The sequence below is a fragment of the Vagococcus fluvialis genome, assembly GCF_048815235.1.
Lineage (GTDB): Bacteria > Bacillota > Bacilli > Lactobacillales > Vagococcaceae > Vagococcus.
The window spans coordinates 1-15,367 of record NZ_JBMEAO010000023.1; the positions used below are offsets into that span (position 1 = coordinate 1).

At 32.6% G+C, this 15,367-nt stretch carries 19 protein-coding genes and 1 pseudogene; 6 read left to right on the forward strand and 14 right to left on the reverse strand.

The window, feature by feature from the left end; translation table 11 throughout:
• Positions 1-515 precede the first annotated feature (515 nt).
• Entirely contained in the window at positions 516-1,184 is a 669-nt protein-coding gene (mtnN, locus tag ACODH8_RS13090) for a 5'-methylthioadenosine/S-adenosylhomocysteine nucleosidase (RefSeq protein WP_332466842.1), read from the reverse strand.
• A gap of 101 nt (positions 1,185-1,285) precedes the next feature.
• Between mtnN and ACODH8_RS13095 the strand changes: the two genes are divergently transcribed.
• The gene (locus ACODH8_RS13095; protein ID WP_332466841.1) at positions 1,286-1,738 is read left to right on the forward strand and encodes a MepB family protein; all 453 of its coding nucleotides are present in this window, start codon (positions 1,286-1,288) and stop codon (positions 1,736-1,738) included.
• Positions 1,739-1,741: 3 nt separating this feature from the next.
• Here the strand turns inward: ACODH8_RS13095 and ACODH8_RS13100 are convergent, their stop codons facing one another.
• From ACODH8_RS13100 to ACODH8_RS13110, 3 genes are all read right to left on the reverse strand, one after another.
• A complete protein-coding gene (locus ACODH8_RS13100; protein WP_332466840.1) occupies positions 1,742-2,374 on the reverse strand; it encodes a DUF421 domain-containing protein in 633 nt (210 codons plus the stop codon).
• A 4-nt stretch (positions 2,375-2,378) separates the two neighbouring features.
• Positions 2,379-2,828: a DUF3290 domain-containing protein gene (locus ACODH8_RS13105; RefSeq protein ID WP_332466839.1), complete on the reverse strand. Its 450-nt coding sequence runs from the start codon at positions 2,826-2,828 to the stop codon at positions 2,379-2,381.
• 98 nt (positions 2,829-2,926) lie between these two features.
• Entirely contained in the window at positions 2,927-4,360 is a 1,434-nt protein-coding gene (locus ACODH8_RS13110; protein ID WP_332466838.1) for a glycoside hydrolase family 1 protein, read from the reverse strand.
• A gap of 81 nt (positions 4,361-4,441) precedes the next feature.
• Between ACODH8_RS13110 and ACODH8_RS13115 the strand changes: the two genes are divergently transcribed.
• Complete coding sequence (locus ACODH8_RS13115; protein ID WP_332466837.1) at positions 4,442-5,203, forward strand: MurR/RpiR family transcriptional regulator; 762 nt, start codon at positions 4,442-4,444, stop codon at positions 5,201-5,203.
• 130 nt (positions 5,204-5,333) lie between these two features.
• Positions 5,334-5,726: a VOC family protein gene (locus ACODH8_RS13120; RefSeq protein WP_332466836.1), complete on the forward strand. Its 393-nt coding sequence runs from the start codon at positions 5,334-5,336 to the stop codon at positions 5,724-5,726.
• 116 nt (positions 5,727-5,842) lie between these two features.
• On the opposite strand, the gene ACODH8_RS13125 is transcribed toward ACODH8_RS13120, so the two are convergent.
• Positions 5,843-6,520 carry a B3/4 domain-containing protein gene (locus ACODH8_RS13125; protein WP_332466835.1) on the reverse strand — a complete coding sequence of 226 codons (678 nt, stop codon included), beginning with the start codon at positions 6,518-6,520 and terminating at the stop codon, positions 5,843-5,845.
• Positions 6,521-6,675: 155 nt separating this feature from the next.
• Here ACODH8_RS13125 and ACODH8_RS13130 point away from each other — a divergent pair.
• The 3 genes and pseudogenes from ACODH8_RS13130 (at position 6,676) to ACODH8_RS13140 (ending at position 8,053) form a co-directional block, all read left to right on the forward strand.
• Positions 6,676-7,150, forward strand: a pseudogene (locus ACODH8_RS13130) (YbaK/EbsC family protein).
• A 3-nt stretch (positions 7,151-7,153) separates the two neighbouring features.
• Positions 7,154-7,606: a MarR family winged helix-turn-helix transcriptional regulator gene (locus tag ACODH8_RS13135; RefSeq protein WP_420504871.1), complete on the forward strand. Its 453-nt coding sequence runs from the start codon at positions 7,154-7,156 to the stop codon at positions 7,604-7,606.
• A gap of 15 nt (positions 7,607-7,621) precedes the next feature.
• Positions 7,622-8,053: a GNAT family N-acetyltransferase gene (locus tag ACODH8_RS13140; protein WP_332466832.1), complete on the forward strand. Its 432-nt coding sequence runs from the start codon at positions 7,622-7,624 to the stop codon at positions 8,051-8,053.
• Positions 8,054-8,113: 60 nt separating this feature from the next.
• On the opposite strand, the gene ACODH8_RS13145 is transcribed toward ACODH8_RS13140, so the two are convergent.
• The 9 genes from ACODH8_RS13145 to ACODH8_RS13185 all read right to left on the reverse strand — a co-directional run bounded on the left by ACODH8_RS13145 (position 8,114) and on the right by ACODH8_RS13185 (position 15,216).
• Positions 8,114-8,512 carry a DUF4809 family protein gene (locus tag ACODH8_RS13145; RefSeq protein WP_332466831.1) on the reverse strand — a complete coding sequence of 133 codons (399 nt, stop codon included), beginning with the start codon at positions 8,510-8,512 and terminating at the stop codon, positions 8,114-8,116.
• Between the two features lie 102 nt (positions 8,513-8,614).
• Complete coding sequence (locus ACODH8_RS13150; RefSeq protein WP_332466830.1) at positions 8,615-9,208, reverse strand: alpha/beta hydrolase; 594 nt, start codon at positions 9,206-9,208, stop codon at positions 8,615-8,617.
• A gap of 14 nt (positions 9,209-9,222) precedes the next feature.
• Positions 9,223-9,831, reverse strand: a complete 609-nt coding sequence (locus ACODH8_RS13155; RefSeq protein ID WP_332466829.1) for a flavin reductase family protein — start codon at positions 9,829-9,831, stop codon at positions 9,223-9,225.
• A 4-nt stretch (positions 9,832-9,835) separates the two neighbouring features.
• Positions 9,836-10,735, reverse strand: a complete 900-nt coding sequence (locus tag ACODH8_RS13160; RefSeq protein WP_332466828.1) for a VOC family protein — start codon at positions 10,733-10,735, stop codon at positions 9,836-9,838.
• A gap of 32 nt (positions 10,736-10,767) precedes the next feature.
• Positions 10,768-11,733, reverse strand: coding sequence for a ring-cleaving dioxygenase (locus ACODH8_RS13165; protein WP_332466870.1), 966 nt, complete (start codon positions 11,731-11,733; stop codon positions 10,768-10,770).
• Between the two features lie 22 nt (positions 11,734-11,755).
• A complete protein-coding gene (locus tag ACODH8_RS13170) occupies positions 11,756-12,193 on the reverse strand; it encodes a MarR family transcriptional regulator (protein WP_332466827.1) in 438 nt (145 codons plus the stop codon).
• Positions 12,194-12,346: 153 nt separating this feature from the next.
• Positions 12,347-13,102 (reverse strand): ankyrin repeat domain-containing protein, encoded by a 756-nt coding sequence (locus ACODH8_RS13175; protein ID WP_332466826.1) that lies wholly within the window; start codon positions 13,100-13,102, stop codon positions 12,347-12,349.
• Between the two features lie 150 nt (positions 13,103-13,252).
• The gene (locus tag ACODH8_RS13180) at positions 13,253-13,774 is read right to left on the reverse strand and encodes an NAD(P)H-dependent oxidoreductase (protein WP_332466825.1); all 522 of its coding nucleotides are present in this window, start codon (positions 13,772-13,774) and stop codon (positions 13,253-13,255) included.
• A 212-nt stretch (positions 13,775-13,986) separates the two neighbouring features.
• Positions 13,987-15,216, reverse strand: coding sequence for a hypothetical protein (locus tag ACODH8_RS13185; protein WP_332466824.1), 1,230 nt, complete (start codon positions 15,214-15,216; stop codon positions 13,987-13,989).
• Positions 15,217-15,367 lie beyond the last annotated feature (151 nt).

Consider the following 15,367-nt stretch of genomic DNA (forward strand, 5'->3'; position numbering starts at 1 on the left):
ATTCCTCAATATTTTTGAACAGTGAATGTTTGAAGTAACTTTTTAGTCAAAATCAGTTGATAGGGATATTAGTGATACATATTTCAATAAAATGTACCAAAGAATTAAAGCTATGAATTATTCAGGTATCTATGTCACACATTAGATATGGTTATTAAGCCTTTAAATTCTCTTGTAAATAGTAGAATATGAACTATAAGTCATCTAGATAGTATATTACTTACACAGTTTACAATACTCCCTCAAGTTCATCGAGGGACTTATTTTTTAGTCTCCCCTATTGGTCTCTTTTGAAGCAACTTTAATAAGAATACATTTTTATATAAAATTATTTGAATCAATGTATTCTCTTATAAATAATTATTCCTACTAATATTTTTTATAGAATTAATAAACTAAAAAATGCTAACTACTGATTAAAAGTGTTCAGTAGTTAGCATTTTTATTTTAATTTCTAATACAAATTTTTCTAAAATAGTCTCACTATAATCCTTGATCCAATAAATACTTTTCTATTATAAAGATATCTTTCCCAATACATCCAACAAAGCTTTCCCCGCAGCATTAGCTGCAGCTAGCTCATTTTCTTCATAGGATTCATCTGCTTCGTCATTCGCTAAATCAGAAACACTTCGTAAGGATATAAAAGGTTTGTCATTTAAGTAACAACAATGAGCCATACTACTAGTTTCCATATCGACTAATAAAGGCTTGTGCATCTCAATTATTTGTTTTCTCTCAGTTTCACTTGCGATAAACGACTCACCAGAAGCTATATGCCCTCTTATCTTTACTCCTTCATACGCATCAAATAGTTTTACTAACTCGCCATCTGCTTCAAATGTCGATATGAATGGTTTTAAAGCTTCCATTTGTTCAATAGACACATCGTGATGACTAAAAGTAGTTCCTAAAACGAGATCTAAGGGACGCAACTTATCAGATAATCCTCCACCTATTCCAATATTTATGACAGCTGTTGGGTCAAAGTAATCTATTAATACTTGTGTGTACACTGTGGCATTTGTTTTACCTACGCCGCTAGCAACTACAACTAGTTCTACATCTCCTATCTCACACTGATAAAAGATTGCTTTTTTCAATTTAATTTGATTAACCATCTGACTTGTTTCTAATATATAGTTTATTTCACTCTCCATTGCTGAAATAATACCTAACTTCATAGAACTACCTACTCTCTATTTAATCTTATTCTTATTAATTGACTCTTATAGGAAATGACTGCTATGGTAACATTAAATAAAACAATTAAGGACGTGTTCCCATGGTCTCATCTATCCCATTTATTAATAACTACTTTTCTTCCACCCAGCAAACTGAACTAACACAACTAATCAAAGAGCCTTATAATTCAGACTACGAAGCACATCAATTTACTCTAGGCGCTCAATCTTATCGGAGTCGTTTAGCGAAATTAACGCCTAAAAAGAAAGGTTACTTTGTAGCTTTTTGGGAGAAAAACTCTCAGAATCAAAACCAATCCTTTTCCTTAGAGCAACATCCTGACTACCTCATTATTGCCATTATGGATCAAGAGAAAAAAGGTCTGTTTATTTTTCCTAAGGATATCTTAGCTATACAAGGTATTTTAAGAACTGCTACACAAAAAGGAAAGATGGCTATTCGAGTCTATCCTTCTTGGGAAACTGAGCTAAATCAAACAGCTACTAAAACTCAAAAATGGCAATGTCAGTACTTTGTTGACCTGTCTTCTTAAATCTTATTTTCTATAAAGACTTAGATTCAAATAGCCATTATGATATTCACCTAGGTAAACATTAGATAATTCTACTTGTTGCTTAGCTAGTTCTTCTTCTAACCAAGCTTTATTTTTATCAAATGTTTCTAATACATCTTCATCCACCACGCCATTAGTAATTAAAGGAAAACGAACCTGTTCATCTCCATATAATATAATAGTCAGCTGACCATTTTGTTCTTGGACAGCTCGTTTCACTTGTCTTGTATCATAGATACTTTCTGTTCGTAGTTTAAACATCAAATCATTTGCTGAAATTCCTTTTTTAGCACAGTTTTCTACTAAAACTTCCCCGTTCTTTATAACAACTATTGGTTTTCCATCAATTAATTTTTTGACAATAGCAACATTTTCTTTCAGATATTTGAATAGTGTCACTAAAAATGTCCACATAATTAATATCAAGAAAAATTGTAAAATGGATATTTGCGTGTTATAAATCATCCCGCCAATGATACCACCTAACACAAAATTCTGTAATTGATCAAGAGTTGAGGTTGGAGCTAAGTTTCCTTTTCCTAATAAATTCATTTGAAAAATCAATGAAATTAACCCGATTGCTAACTTAATTCCTATTTCTAAATAATCTTTCATTTTTCTACTCCTTTATCAAAGTGACATCTTTGGCATTTAATAAAAAGGTTTCTTCTAATTTAAATGAGGACAAATCAGCATTCATATTAATCTGATAATAACTATCCCCAATTTTTATTAACATCTCATCTTTAACGTATTTCGAATTCACTGCCAAGTCTGTTGGTGAAACTTCTTGATTCTCACCTATATTATCTAAAAAATTAATCATTCTAGAAGAATTGTTAAGATTATTTTTCCCTACTTCATATTCATTGACTTGTATACCTACCATAAAGACAATCCCTAGAGAAACTAATATAATTAAATCTCGATATTTCATTTGATCTTGACTATGAAATCTTTTTAAAATCACTCCTAATAACAACGCAAGTAAACCAATAAAAAGAACATACTTTATCAAATGATTACTTGTGGATTGATTTAAAAAGAATTGATACGAATAAAATTCCATCTCGTTCCCTCCATATGTGATCAGTTATTTAATATTAGTATACTACTCCTAACACACAAAAAGAAGAATCCTCTAAAGTTAGAGAATTCTTCTTTGTTTTATTTAATTTCTTCACCATTTGTTGCAATAACTTCTTTGTACCAATTAAAAGATTTTTTCTTATAACGACTCATATCTCCATTACCTTCATCATCTAAATCAACATAGATAAAGCCGTAGCGTTTAGACATTTCACCTGTTGAAGCACTGACTAAGTCAATACATCCCCAAGGTGTATAAGCCATTAAGTCAACACCATCTAATACAACCGCTTTTTTCATCTCAGCAATATGTTTTTCTAAGTAATCAATGCGGTAATCATCGTTAATTTCATAGTTTTCGTTTGGAATATCAATTGCTCCTAATCCATTTTCAGAAATATATAATGGGACACCGTAGCGACCATATAAATCACATAACGCTAATCTTAAACCAATTGGGTCAATTTCCCAGCCCCATTCACTTGCTTGTAGGAATGGATTTTTCACGCCACCAAAGAAGTTCCCTTGACTCTTATCATCTTGGTGCTCAGCTTTAACTGAAATAGCCGCTGACATGTAATAGCTAAATGATAAATAGTCTACTGTATGAGCTTTAATTAACTCTAACTCTTCAGCTGTTCTTTCAATCTCAATCCCTTTATTAGCAAAGTAAGCTAAAGCGTATGTTGGGTATTCTCCTCTTACTTGAATATCATTACAGAAGTAGTTAAACATTCTATTTTTTTCTTCTGTAGCCATAACGTTAACTGGATCTGAATCATAAGCATACATAGTCGCGTAAATACTCATACAACCCATTTGAATCTTAGGATTGATTTCTTTAGCTATTTTAGTAGCCATTGAACTTGCTACAAATTGATTATGTAAAGCTTGGAAGTTCTCTGTTTCGGTCGCATTTTGCATAGCAGTTGAAAAGAAAGAGCCCATAATTCCTGTATTGATTTCATTAAACGTCATCCAATAAGTAACTTTTTTACCAAAGCGTTCTAGAATCGTGCGCGCATAGTTTTCAAAGAAACCGATTAATTCTTTATTTTTCCAGCCACCATATTCTTTTACTAAGTGTAGTGGTGTCTCGTAGTGAGAGATAGTAATCGTTGGTTCAATATTATATTTTAATAACTCATCAATGACATTTTCATAGAATTGAAGTCCTTCTTCATTAGGTGTTTTGTCATTACCATTTGGAAAGATTCTTGCCCAAGAAATCGACATACGGAATGTTTTAAATCCCATCTCAGCGAATAATGCAATATCTTCTTTATAGCGGTGATAGTAGTCAATCCCTTTATGGTTTGGATATGTGTATTTTGACTCATCAATTTCTAAAGGCATATCACCTGAAAACATTAATGGCATTCTTAATTTACCACCTGGTGAGATATCAGCAATCGTTAATCCTTTACCACCCTCGTTATAAGCACCTTCTAATTGGTTCGCAGCAGTAGCTCCTCCCCATAAAAAATCTGGACGAAATCCTGTGTTTGTCATAAAATTACTTCCCTTCGTATGTTATTAACTTTCACTTTCCCTATGACTCAAGTAAAATAGAGTAAAAAGGAGATGACAGCTATGTTTGATTTAGAAAAATTGCGACATGCAAGTGAAACAGATATTCATATCGCTAACTACATTACTAACCATGAACAGTCAGTAGCATTCATGCGCGTTCGTGAATTAGCTGAAAAGACTCATGTCTCTCCTGCTACCATCGTGCGCTTTACTCAAAAAATGGGCTTTAGTAGTTTCCCAGAATTGAGACTGGCATTAAAACAAAAGCTTGCTAACGAAGGAACAACGTCCTCACAGTTAACAACTGATGATTTCTTTTTAGAAAACACTTATTTCCCTGAGGATTTCCAAGAAAAAGTCACTCAACTCGTTTCATTTTTAAACCAAGTTGATGTCGTTCATTGCCTAGGTACAGGTTCTTCTAGCGCTATGGCACAATACGCTCAGCAACGTTTGTCTTCTCTTGGTTATCAAAGTTTTGCTTCTGTTTCTACTTTTATTCCTTACTTAGCTGTTAAAAGAGAACAACCAGCAAAAGGAAATAAAGAAATTTGTTTACTCTTTTCAGTATCTGGAGAAACACCTGATTTAATTCACATTGCCAAAGCACTTAAAGAAACATCTATTAAATCAGTTAGTATCACTAATAAAGAAGCCAATACTTTAACCACTTTATGTGATTTTTCATTGTCTTATGACACACCTTTAAAAAGGCAATCCTATGCAGTGGATATGTCGACTCAGATACCTGTTGTTTATATTATTGAAACACTAGCTAAACAACTTTACTTAAAAAAATTCCCATTGATTGAAAAAGAGTAAGCTTAATCAGCTAACTTGCCTTTATTATAATCACACTCTGGAGATAAGAGAATACTTTAAAGAGAAGTTGATTCAAGTTACTCTCACGAAACACTATGTTTCATATTAAATAACATAAGGAGATCATTTCATGACACTATTTGCACATCATATCTGTATACAAACAAACACTTATGAAGAAACAAAAAACTTTTATTTAGCTTTAGGATTTAGCCTATCTTTAGAAACACCTAACTTTCACGGTCGTTCATACAACACTTGGCTAAAACTAGGAGATTTTTACATTGAGTTACAAACAGGTAAAAAAACACTCAATTCTTTTAATGCTGAATCAGAAGGGATTCAACACTTCTGTTTATACACTGATAATTTGGAAGCTATCATTGACTCTCTTAAAGATTATTCAGATAATTTTATTAAGAAAAACGATGAAATTATCTATCATGTGGAAAATGGTGAACTATTTAAAATCAAAGCACCTGAAGGAACTATTATTGAGTTCAGGAATAATAGTGGTATATAAACAATAAAATTACCTTCAAATATTTTAATTAGAGATGATAGACGAAGGTAATACAAGAATGAATGAATCAATCACCAAAGAATGTTTTTTTAACATATAGGAGTGACATTTCTATCTTAGATTGACTCGATAATTTTTATTTGATAAGTCATTTCTGGCTGATGCGCTTTTAAATCCGTCATAATCCTTTTCAAGGCATCTACTCTTTCTTCGATAGTTGTCATTCGATTTCCTTGAATGATAAATAAAGCATTTTTAGTAGTTTCATCAATTTTACATAATTCAGAATCACGGCAACCTAAATACCCCAACACTTTTTCCTGATCTTCATAAATAAAATCTGTTGTACTTACTTCTTTTTCATTAGACATAATGGGATAAAACAATTTCTTTTCTTTTGCAACCGTAAAGATAACGGGAAATTCAATCTTATCTAAGTCATGGGCTCCAATGGATAGATAAGATGTCAATGCCTCCAAGTTGTAAATATCTACAATACTATTTACTCGAGGCATTTTTTGACGACGCTGAGTATTTTTTATAAGTGCTTCAGCAGCTGGAGGATATTTCTTTAGACTTCTACCTACTTCAGATACCATGTCTCTGTATCCCTTTATCACTCTATTTTCTCTCAACATCTCCAAATCTAATCCGCTAACTCGTTCCTCTTGGTAGGCAATTCTCTTTAGAAATTCTGGTGATAATGGAACTGTTACATCTAAATTGCGGACTATCCCCAAAGCTACAGTTTGAATTCCCAAATCTACTAAACTATCATCAATACAAAAATCCATCTCAGTTCTCCCTTTCTGTTCAATTTTTTATTTTTTTGATCTATAAACATACTATGAATCATATATCATCTAATTTCAACTTAATATAATTGTTGCATTTTCAACAATTAAAGTGTAAATTATAGTTAAAATAAAATTGAGGTGATTTAAACATGATTAAAAACTTAGAAAATCTATTTAAAGAAAATGATATTTACTTTGAACTATATGACCACGAACCTATTTTCACAAATGAAGATGCGGTTATTATGAAAGAATCAAAAGGATTTACGGGTACAGAGACCAAAAGCCTCTTCTTAAAAGGAAAAGATAAACGCTATTATATTTACTTTACTTTTACCACTAAGCAAACTGACTTCAAACTTTTAAAACGAGTTGTTGAAAACAAACTATCCATTGTAGCTCCTAAGGATATGGAGGAATTAACTGGACAAAAAGCTGGCGCAGTCTGCCCGTTTGGTTACACATTTGACGTGCCACTAATCATCGATAATGACATTTATCAGCAAGAAAAATTAGTCTTTGCTCCAGGGAAAACCTGATCAAACAATGGTTATCTTAGTTAAGGACCTACCTAAAATAATTGATCTTTTACAACTTGAAACTTATATTGCAAAAGAGGAGGCATAATAAATGTCTGATATTCTAAGAGAAATCGGTATTATTGCCCGTGCCCTATCTTCTATTAGTAACATTGAGTTTAAAGATATCAACTTAAACAAAGGACAATATCTTTTTTTAAGCCGTATTGCTGAAAACCCTGGCATCATTAATGACGACTTAGCCGAATTAACTAAAGTTGATCGAACAGTTGTCGCTAAATCCGTCAAAAAATTGGAAAATGAAGGATTCATCGTTAAAGAAAATGATCCCGATAATCGAAAAATCAGACATCTATTTCTCACAGATAAAGGCACCCAAGCTTATGATTACTTAACTCGCGAAGAAAATTATTCAGAACAACAAGCTCTACTACATGTTTCCGAAATTGAACAACAACAATTATTAGGTATCCTAAAAAAAATTAGTCAAAATGTAGCAGCTGATTGGGACTATGTAAAAAAAGGCAATAAAAGAAATTACTAAAGGTGGACTACAATAATGCATATTCATATTGGAAAAGAATCTTGGCAACGAGCTGCTGCTTGTTATATCAGAATGACAGTTTTTGTTATTGAGCGCTCTATTGCTTTAGAAGATGAATTCGATACTTTAGATACTGATGAAACTGTCTATTCTGTTTTGTATGATAACTCCCTTCCAGTTGCTACTGGTCGATTTATCAAAGAAAGTAAATTAGTCTGTCGCTTTACTCGCATTGCTACGATCAAAGAATATCGAGGACAACAATGTGGTGCTAAAATCATTTATTCTCTTGAGGAGAAAGCAAAGAGAGATGGTTTTCAACAGGCAATTATCCATTCTGAACTCACTGCTGTTCCTTTCTATCAAAAACAAGGTTATGTTATAATTTCAAACATCTATGAAGAAGATGGCGTCCCTTGTCAAACATTAAGTAAATCTTTTAGTTAAAAAAGATGGTTCCATAAAACACGTAAAATATCGTATTTTATGAAACCATCTTTATTATATTTATTTTTCTAATACAAATTGAATACTTTCTAAATCAAAATACTGTGTTAATAGATTATTAACAACAGCAAATAACTCCTCTGTGTTTTGATAGTGATTAGCGACTTTTTGCTGTTGAGGTCCTTTTTTAAAAATTAATTTATTATACTCAGGAATCACAGCTATTTCGTTGCCCTCTTTTTTATAGATATCATAGTCCTCAGACATGTCATATTCTTGGTGTAATTTATAACCATTAGCAACAGCTATTGCCATAACCATAGAGTTCACATTGAATTCGTCTAGAACATGTTCATTACCTTTTAACTCCATCACATAAATGTCTTCCTTAAAAGTTGGACAAGCATTACAGCCACCATTAACAAACTCTAAACCACGTTTAATTTTAATTTCTTGCATCACTTTCACCCCATCTTTATCTATACGCTCATTTTATCACAAAAAAGAATAACCGTAATAAAGAAACAGCTAATCCTTTTCCAAATTAGCTGTTTCGTTTCTTTATTTTTCTAACCATTCTTTTCCTTGTAACACTTCTTCATAAGTTAACTGGTGTCCTTGTGTCCAAATCATATCAACTGTTGCTTGGCGTTCTTTAAATAACTCCAAGACATACTCACTATCTTGAACTGAAACTATTGGATCCATTTTCCCCATAGTCATAAAGAGATTCGTTTGCGATAAATCTTGTTTTTCATTTATTTCTACAGGATACATTGGATGAAATAGAATTCCTTTTTGATACATATCAAAATAATCTAATAGCAATTTAATCCCAATATTGGCACCGTTAGAATAACCAACTAAAACTATTTTTGACTTATCAAATTCATACTCTGTGATTAACTCTTGAATAAAATTATGTAACTCAATTGCTCTTTGGTTCAAATCTTCTATATCATAAACACCTTCTTCTAGGCGTCTAAAATATCTTGGATAACCTTGCTCTAGTATTGCCCCTCTAATACCTACTAATGTAGCATCTGGGTTCAACGCTTTTCCTACATCAAGTAGGGATTCTTCATTACCACCTGTTCCATGAAGCAAGATAAATACTGGCGCTTCTTTTTTTCCTGGTTGGATAACAAAATTCATATGTCATTCTCCTTTTAATCTGGTCGAACAATGGTGGTTTTAGTTCCTAAAGTCGCATAATCATGTCCTGCCAAACGACTCATCGGTCTTAAACCATCTGGATCAATTCGACCCTCGTGATATAACTCATCTTTAATGTGATACGTTTTTACTTTCAGTAATAATAAATCTGTGGTGATTTCACCATTATCTTCAATTGGAATATGCTGATGTAGCGACACTTCCATTTTAATTTTAATTTCATTTAAAAGGGGAACTTTAACTGTAGAGCTAACTCCTGTAGTAAAGTTCGTTAATGATAATTCACTTTCAGATTCTTTTAAATTAGCTGCTGTTTGGTTAATATCATTAATATTTTCTTCATCAGCAATATGAATCACAGCTTCTTTAAGTGTCACAATATTTCGAGCTGTATCTTTCATTTTTCCAGCTTTTCGTTGAATCGCTAAAGAAACAATTGGCGGATTAGATGTCACAATATTAAAGTAACTAAAAGGAGCAATATTTAATACCCCTTCCTTAGACAAACTTGTTACCACTGCGATAGGTCTTGGAATAATCGAGCCTATTAAAAATTTATAATTATCTCGCTCGCTCATTTCTTCTGGTCTAATTGTTACCATTAGCCTACTCCTTTTCTCGCAATGGAATCAACGTTTGCTCCAATTGACTTCTCATATGCTCATATTGTGGTGGTAACATTAATTTACTACCCAACTCTTCAAATGTTTCATTAATCATAAATCCAGGTCCATCTGTTGCAAGTTCAAATATTACATGACCTTTTTCTGCTAAATAAATAGCTTTAAAATACTGACGGTCTTTTACTTCGGTTACGTTATAACCTTCTTCATATAAGAAATCTTGCCATTCTCTATGAACTTCATCATTTGGAACTGACCACGCAATATGGTGAACTGTTCCTACTCCAAATCTTCCTCGTGGTAATTTTTCTTTAGGTACAATAATATGATGTCTTTCTTCACCTATCGTTACTAAATGAGCTGCCTCTTCATTCTCTTCTACTAATTCTAATCCTAAATCGTCTTTTAACGTTTCAACAGTTTGTTTAGGTTGGCTAGATAATAAAGCTGCTCCGTGGAATCCTAATATTGCCGGAGTGTCACTTTCATTTGCTGATTCAACAAGTGCAATAGCTAAACCGTGTGGATCTTCTAATTCAATTGTAGGTGATAAAAACAAACGACTAACTGTAAAATCAATATTAAAACCTGTTAATCGTTCATTCCAGTAACCCATACTACCTTTCGGGATACGAAAAGCAATCCGTCCGACTTGACCGCTACCCACACGACCACGAGCTTCATTATCCCAGTTAAAGAAAGTCATGGTTGTGCCCACATCTGCTGTTTCATTTCCATAATATAAATGATAGGTTTCAGGGTCATCAAAGTTAACCGTTTGTTTAATAAATTTTAAGTTTAAAATGCCTTCATAAAATGCAATATTCTCTCTTGGGTCTCCAACTATAGCTGATATATGGTGAATTCTTTTAATAGGTTCCATTAATCTCTCTCCTCATCTTTTTATTTATCAATTTAAGCTTCTCTTGTTGTATTAAAAGGTTTAATAACACTTTCAATGTATTCTCTTTTTTCTTCTAAGAATGGCGCTAAGGATAAACTTTCACCTAATGTTTCATAAGGCTCGTCTCCCATAAAACCTGGCTCGTCTGTCGCAAGCTCCACTAAAATATGGCCAATGCGAACATAAAGTGATTCAAAATAGTAGCGATCCACATGTCCAGAATTACCTAAACCTAAACGGTCGAAAACATCTTTCCAAGCATATAAAGCTTCTCTTGTTTTTACTCTGAAAGCAATATGGTGAACTTCCCCGTAACCTTGCATAGCATCTTGGCTAGTTGTGTCATCAACTAATACCATTTGGGCACCATTACCACCTTCACCAATTTCCATTAGATAACGATTTCCTTCATGAGCTATTTCTTTAAAGTTTAAAACTTGCTCCATTAAAGATTTAAAATTAGCTAAATAACTAATTGTTACTTCAATTCGACCTAAACCATAAATAGCATATTCTTCAGGTACTGGCCCTTTTTTCCAAGGAGTCCCTGGTTTCATTCCCTGATTGTTTTCATCTGAAATTAATTGATACGTTTGCTCATCTTCATCCCAGAATTTAAGGACTTTTGTGCCAAAATCTTCTTTAACCTCTTCATGTTTAACGTTGAACTCTTCAAAACGATTTTTATAATACTCTAAAGCTTTATCATTTGGTACTCTGAATCCAGAAATACTTACCGTGTTAGTTCCTTTACGTCCTTTGGGATTATTAGGAAAATCAAAGAATGTCATGGTTGTTCCTGGTGTTCCATGATCATCTGCAAAATAAGTGTGATAGGTATAAATATCATCTTGATTAACAGTTTTTTTGACTAATCTCATTCCTAAAATTTCTGTGAAAAAGCGATAGTTTTTTTCAGCATCACTTGTCATGGCTGTAATATGGTGTAATCCTAGTAATTGGTCTTTTTCTGCTATTTTCATCTTGTTTTCCTCTTTCCTATAATTGTTTATCTAATGTTCGACTAAGTTTACCTAATGTTTTAATTAATTGATTTAGTTCTTCTTCTTCTAATCCAGCAAAACAATCTGATATGGTTTTAGAATGAAGTGGAAAAATAGTAGTCATTAACTCCTGTCCTTCTTCTGAAAGACTGACATAAGTAATTCGCTTATCATCTGGATTAACAATTCGCTCCACATAATTCTTTTTCTCTAATTGATCAATAACATAAGTCGTACTACTACTCGCAATTAAAATTTTTTCTTTAATCGTTTGAGTGGTTTGCTTTCCTTGATGAAATAGTAATTCCATAACTGAAAATTCTGTGATGTTTAATTGATAGTGAGAGACATCTTTTTTGACAATTTTTTCTAGCTTATTACTATTTCGTAGAATACCTATGAAAGCTCCCAATGATTTGTCTTCTCGTTTCATCTCTTATCATCCTTTTTAATTATCTCTAATTCGAGATATTAATTTAAAAATAAAAAGTTAATTTCTCTTAACTTACTTTTAGTATATAACTTTACTTACAAAAAGTAAATAAAAACGACTTACTTTTTGTAATAAGTCGTTTTTGAGTTAAATCTATTGGCTTTCTAACATCTTTAATATATTGCCATACCCTAATTCCCTAGCGTAATCTTCTGCTGTTTTTCCGTAATTATCTTTTAAAGTACGGTCTGCTCCGTATTTTAATAACTCAGCAACTATGTCCTGATAAACTTGAGAGCCGTCCGTTAAAGCTACAGCTTCAATCAAAGCGGTATAACCATAATTATTTTGATGATCAATATCAACAGTTCCATCTTCTAGTAATACTTTTACTGTATCCAAATGACCTTTTTCGGCAGCTGGAATGATGGTATTACCACCAAAACGATTATAAATTTGTTGATTAGGTTTACTATTTTCTATCATATAAGAAAGTATTTCTGTTTTTCCCTGAGCACCCGCATATAGATATGGACTATCTTGGATATTATCTTGTTGATTCACATCCGCTCCATTATCAATTAATAGTTTGGCAATGTCGACATAATTATTATGGGTTGCGATAAGTAAAGGCGACTCATTTTGAGCATCCACTTCATTGATGTTATAGGTCTTATCCATCATAATTTCTTGTACTTGCTCACTATCATTCTGAGTGACTGCTTGAATTAATGTTCCAGATTCAAATTGTTTCATTGGCTCTTCCATCTCCTTTGACTGTGTTTCAGATTGACTATTACTTGATTCACTTACTTTAGTAGATTCAGATGATTCAACAGTTTCTTTTGAACATGTTCCACATGAAACAAGTAGAACACTTAACGTGAGAATTAGTATAATTTTCTTCATAAATACTCCTTTCTTAATTACTTTCTTTTTTATTATACAATATAAAAAAGACTGTGACATTTTATCGATGTCACAGTCTTCTGCACTATGAATAAGTTAATCTTTTCAAAACAAGCCGAAAGTTTTAAAAATGATATTGGTATTCACTTTTTATCTAATTGTTTTAAAGGCTTCTGACCATAACACCAATTCATCTAACATGTCATTGATACCAGCTTCCATATGTTCACCTGGTTTGAATGTTGTAAAGTTTTCAAAATCAGTAAATAAGTTAAAGGCTGGGTTTGTTCTAACTGTTGCTACTTTTTGTTCTGCCATGATAACACGTAATTGTTCTGCTGCACGGATTCCCCCACCTGAACCGTAACTTACGATTCCAGCTGCTTTATTAAAGAACTCTGGACGAGCGCTATCAATTGCATTTTTTAAAGGTGCTGTTAAACCATGGTTGTATTCTTGAGTGATAAAGATATATCCATCTAACTCATCAATTTTTGCGTTCCATTTTGGATTTGCTTCAGCTGTTCCCATAAATGGTAAGTTAAATTCTTTAATGTCTACAATTTCAAATTCATGTTCAGCGCGTTTGCTCGCTACTTCTTTAATGTAATCTCCTACTTGTGGGCTAACGCGTCCTTCTCTAGTACTTCCTAAAATAATTCCAAATTTCATAATTGAATCCTCCAATAATTTTTTAAGTTTTTTATTTTCAAATGTTAGCAAGTATTCTGTTGAAATACTTTGTCATCTCTTTGATGGTCTTATCATACAACACTTACTAAAAATAAGTCAAAGTAAAAGACTTACTTTTTATAAGTTTTTTAAAATTAAATATAAAAACACGTTAAAACCTTAATCAAATAGGTTTTAACGTGTTAAATTTTTTATTTTTCTTTAACGCTTTTAGCCATTGGCCATTTATCAAAGAATGTATTCATAAATACCATTGGTAACATAAATACAAATTGTCCACCTAAAATACCTAACATTGGATGACCTAATCCTAAGTCATTTGCCGCAAATGGCCAAATATGTAAGTATTTAATCCAAAGAACTCCTAATACTGATCCAACAATGATAACTACTGCAAATTGAAGTAGGATACGTTTTAATGCTGAAGGCATTACGTCTTTATTTGGATAATCATCAAAATGGTGGTGCCATGCTAACATCACATTGATAATCGTTAAGGCAAATGAAGCTACTGCTAAATCTGCTGGAATCCCTACTGATTCAGCTAATGGTGTTAAAAGATTTCTTAAAATTGGTAACATCGTGAAAGCTCCTGCCAAAGCAATTGCTAATCCAATAAGACCTGACCATGGTTGTTTCGTTGTAATCAATTTTTGTGGGTATCCTTCTCCACCTTCTGCAGGGATTAAGAAGAAGAAAATAAATAATTGACACCATGCTAAGGCTGTATTCCAGTCACCAAATGGTTGTTTCGTAATTGCCACACCGTCTACTTGAAGTGTGAAGAAGCTTGGTAAAATGAAGAAGATCCAAACTAACAATGCAATGAAAAGACCTAAGAATAAAGTACCAAAACCTACTGACCAATCTTCTTTAGAATATTTACTAAATGGATATCTACCAAATAAACTAGTAATTGGAATTTGAGCTAAGATAACTGCTAATGTAAAGAAGTTGATCGCTGCCCATCCTTTAATAGCTAAAAGAGCTTGAGCATCGTCTACTGGGCGGAACAATACTTGCCAACTAAACGGCTCCCACCATAAACCTAAAACAGAAACAAATATAGCAAAAGCCACTGCACCTGTTAAAAGTGCTTTTCCTGTATATATTAAACCTGTAATTGGCTGTTTTGTTGTTTTTTTATTTTTTCCGTAGTTACCTAAACTTAATGTAAACCATACCCAAGTTGAAATAACCATCCAGAAAAATGTTCCTTCAACAGATTCTTTTAGAAAGTGACCTAATACTTCTGGACTAAGTCCTGCTACAGAACTTCCACCAATTAGTAAGATAACTGCTTTCCAAATATTTGACCAAACTACCCAAAAAACTGACGCGACAACTACTAAAAGTGCCACTGTTGCTAAGCCACTTAGCACAGGGTGCTTAATTCTCTTTTCCATTACAAATTTCTCCATAATCGTCTCCCTTTTCAAAAACTACATGAGTTTCAAAACTATTTATTCTATTATTTATGTAAGGCTGTAACTTAAAAAAAATGTATTATTTCATTTTCGAATTTGCGCAAATTACAATTTTACTTTAGCTTGATAGGTAAGCGATTACAAC

What these genes read in the sequence shown, in the direction of transcription:
- mtnN (WP_332466842.1), bottom strand. Translation starts at nt 1,184, where the DNA reads ATGAAGTTAGGTATTATTTCAGCAATGGAGAGTGAAATAAACTATATA.
- ACODH8_RS13095 (WP_332466841.1), top strand. Translation starts at nt 1,286, where the DNA reads ATGGTCTCATCTATCCCATTTATTAATAACTACTTTTCTTCCACCCAG.
- ACODH8_RS13100 (WP_332466840.1), bottom strand. Translation starts at nt 2,374, where the DNA reads ATGAAAGATTATTTAGAAATAGGAATTAAGTTAGCAATCGGGTTAATT.
- ACODH8_RS13105 (WP_332466839.1), bottom strand. Translation starts at nt 2,828, where the DNA reads ATGGAATTTTATTCGTATCAATTCTTTTTAAATCAATCCACAAGTAAT.
- ACODH8_RS13110 (WP_332466838.1), bottom strand. Translation starts at nt 4,360, where the DNA reads ATGACAAACACAGGATTTCGTCCAGATTTTTTATGGGGAGGAGCTACT.
- ACODH8_RS13115 (WP_332466837.1), top strand. Translation starts at nt 4,442, where the DNA reads ATGTTTGATTTAGAAAAATTGCGACATGCAAGTGAAACAGATATTCAT.
- ACODH8_RS13120 (WP_332466836.1), top strand. Translation starts at nt 5,334, where the DNA reads ATGACACTATTTGCACATCATATCTGTATACAAACAAACACTTATGAA.
- ACODH8_RS13125 (WP_332466835.1), bottom strand. Translation starts at nt 6,520, where the DNA reads ATGGATTTTTGTATTGATGATAGTTTAGTAGATTTGGGAATTCAAACT.
- ACODH8_RS13135 (WP_420504871.1), top strand. Translation starts at nt 7,154, where the DNA reads ATGTCTGATATTCTAAGAGAAATCGGTATTATTGCCCGTGCCCTATCT.
- ACODH8_RS13140 (WP_332466832.1), top strand. Translation starts at nt 7,622, where the DNA reads ATGCATATTCATATTGGAAAAGAATCTTGGCAACGAGCTGCTGCTTGT.
- ACODH8_RS13145 (WP_332466831.1), bottom strand. Translation starts at nt 8,512, where the DNA reads ATGCAAGAAATTAAAATTAAACGTGGTTTAGAGTTTGTTAATGGTGGC.
- ACODH8_RS13150 (WP_332466830.1), bottom strand. Translation starts at nt 9,208, where the DNA reads ATGAATTTTGTTATCCAACCAGGAAAAAAAGAAGCGCCAGTATTTATC.
- ACODH8_RS13155 (WP_332466829.1), bottom strand. Translation starts at nt 9,831, where the DNA reads ATGGTAACAATTAGACCAGAAGAAATGAGCGAGCGAGATAATTATAAA.
- ACODH8_RS13160 (WP_332466828.1), bottom strand. Translation starts at nt 10,735, where the DNA reads ATGGAACCTATTAAAAGAATTCACCATATATCAGCTATAGTTGGAGAC.
- ACODH8_RS13170 (WP_332466827.1), bottom strand. Translation starts at nt 12,193, where the DNA reads ATGAAACGAGAAGACAAATCATTGGGAGCTTTCATAGGTATTCTACGA.
- ACODH8_RS13175 (WP_332466826.1), bottom strand. Translation starts at nt 13,102, where the DNA reads ATGAAGAAAATTATACTAATTCTCACGTTAAGTGTTCTACTTGTTTCA.
- ACODH8_RS13180 (WP_332466825.1), bottom strand. Translation starts at nt 13,774, where the DNA reads ATGAAATTTGGAATTATTTTAGGAAGTACTAGAGAAGGACGCGTTAGC.
- ACODH8_RS13185 (WP_332466824.1), bottom strand. Translation starts at nt 15,216, where the DNA reads ATGGAGAAATTTGTAATGGAAAAGAGAATTAAGCACCCTGTGCTAAGT.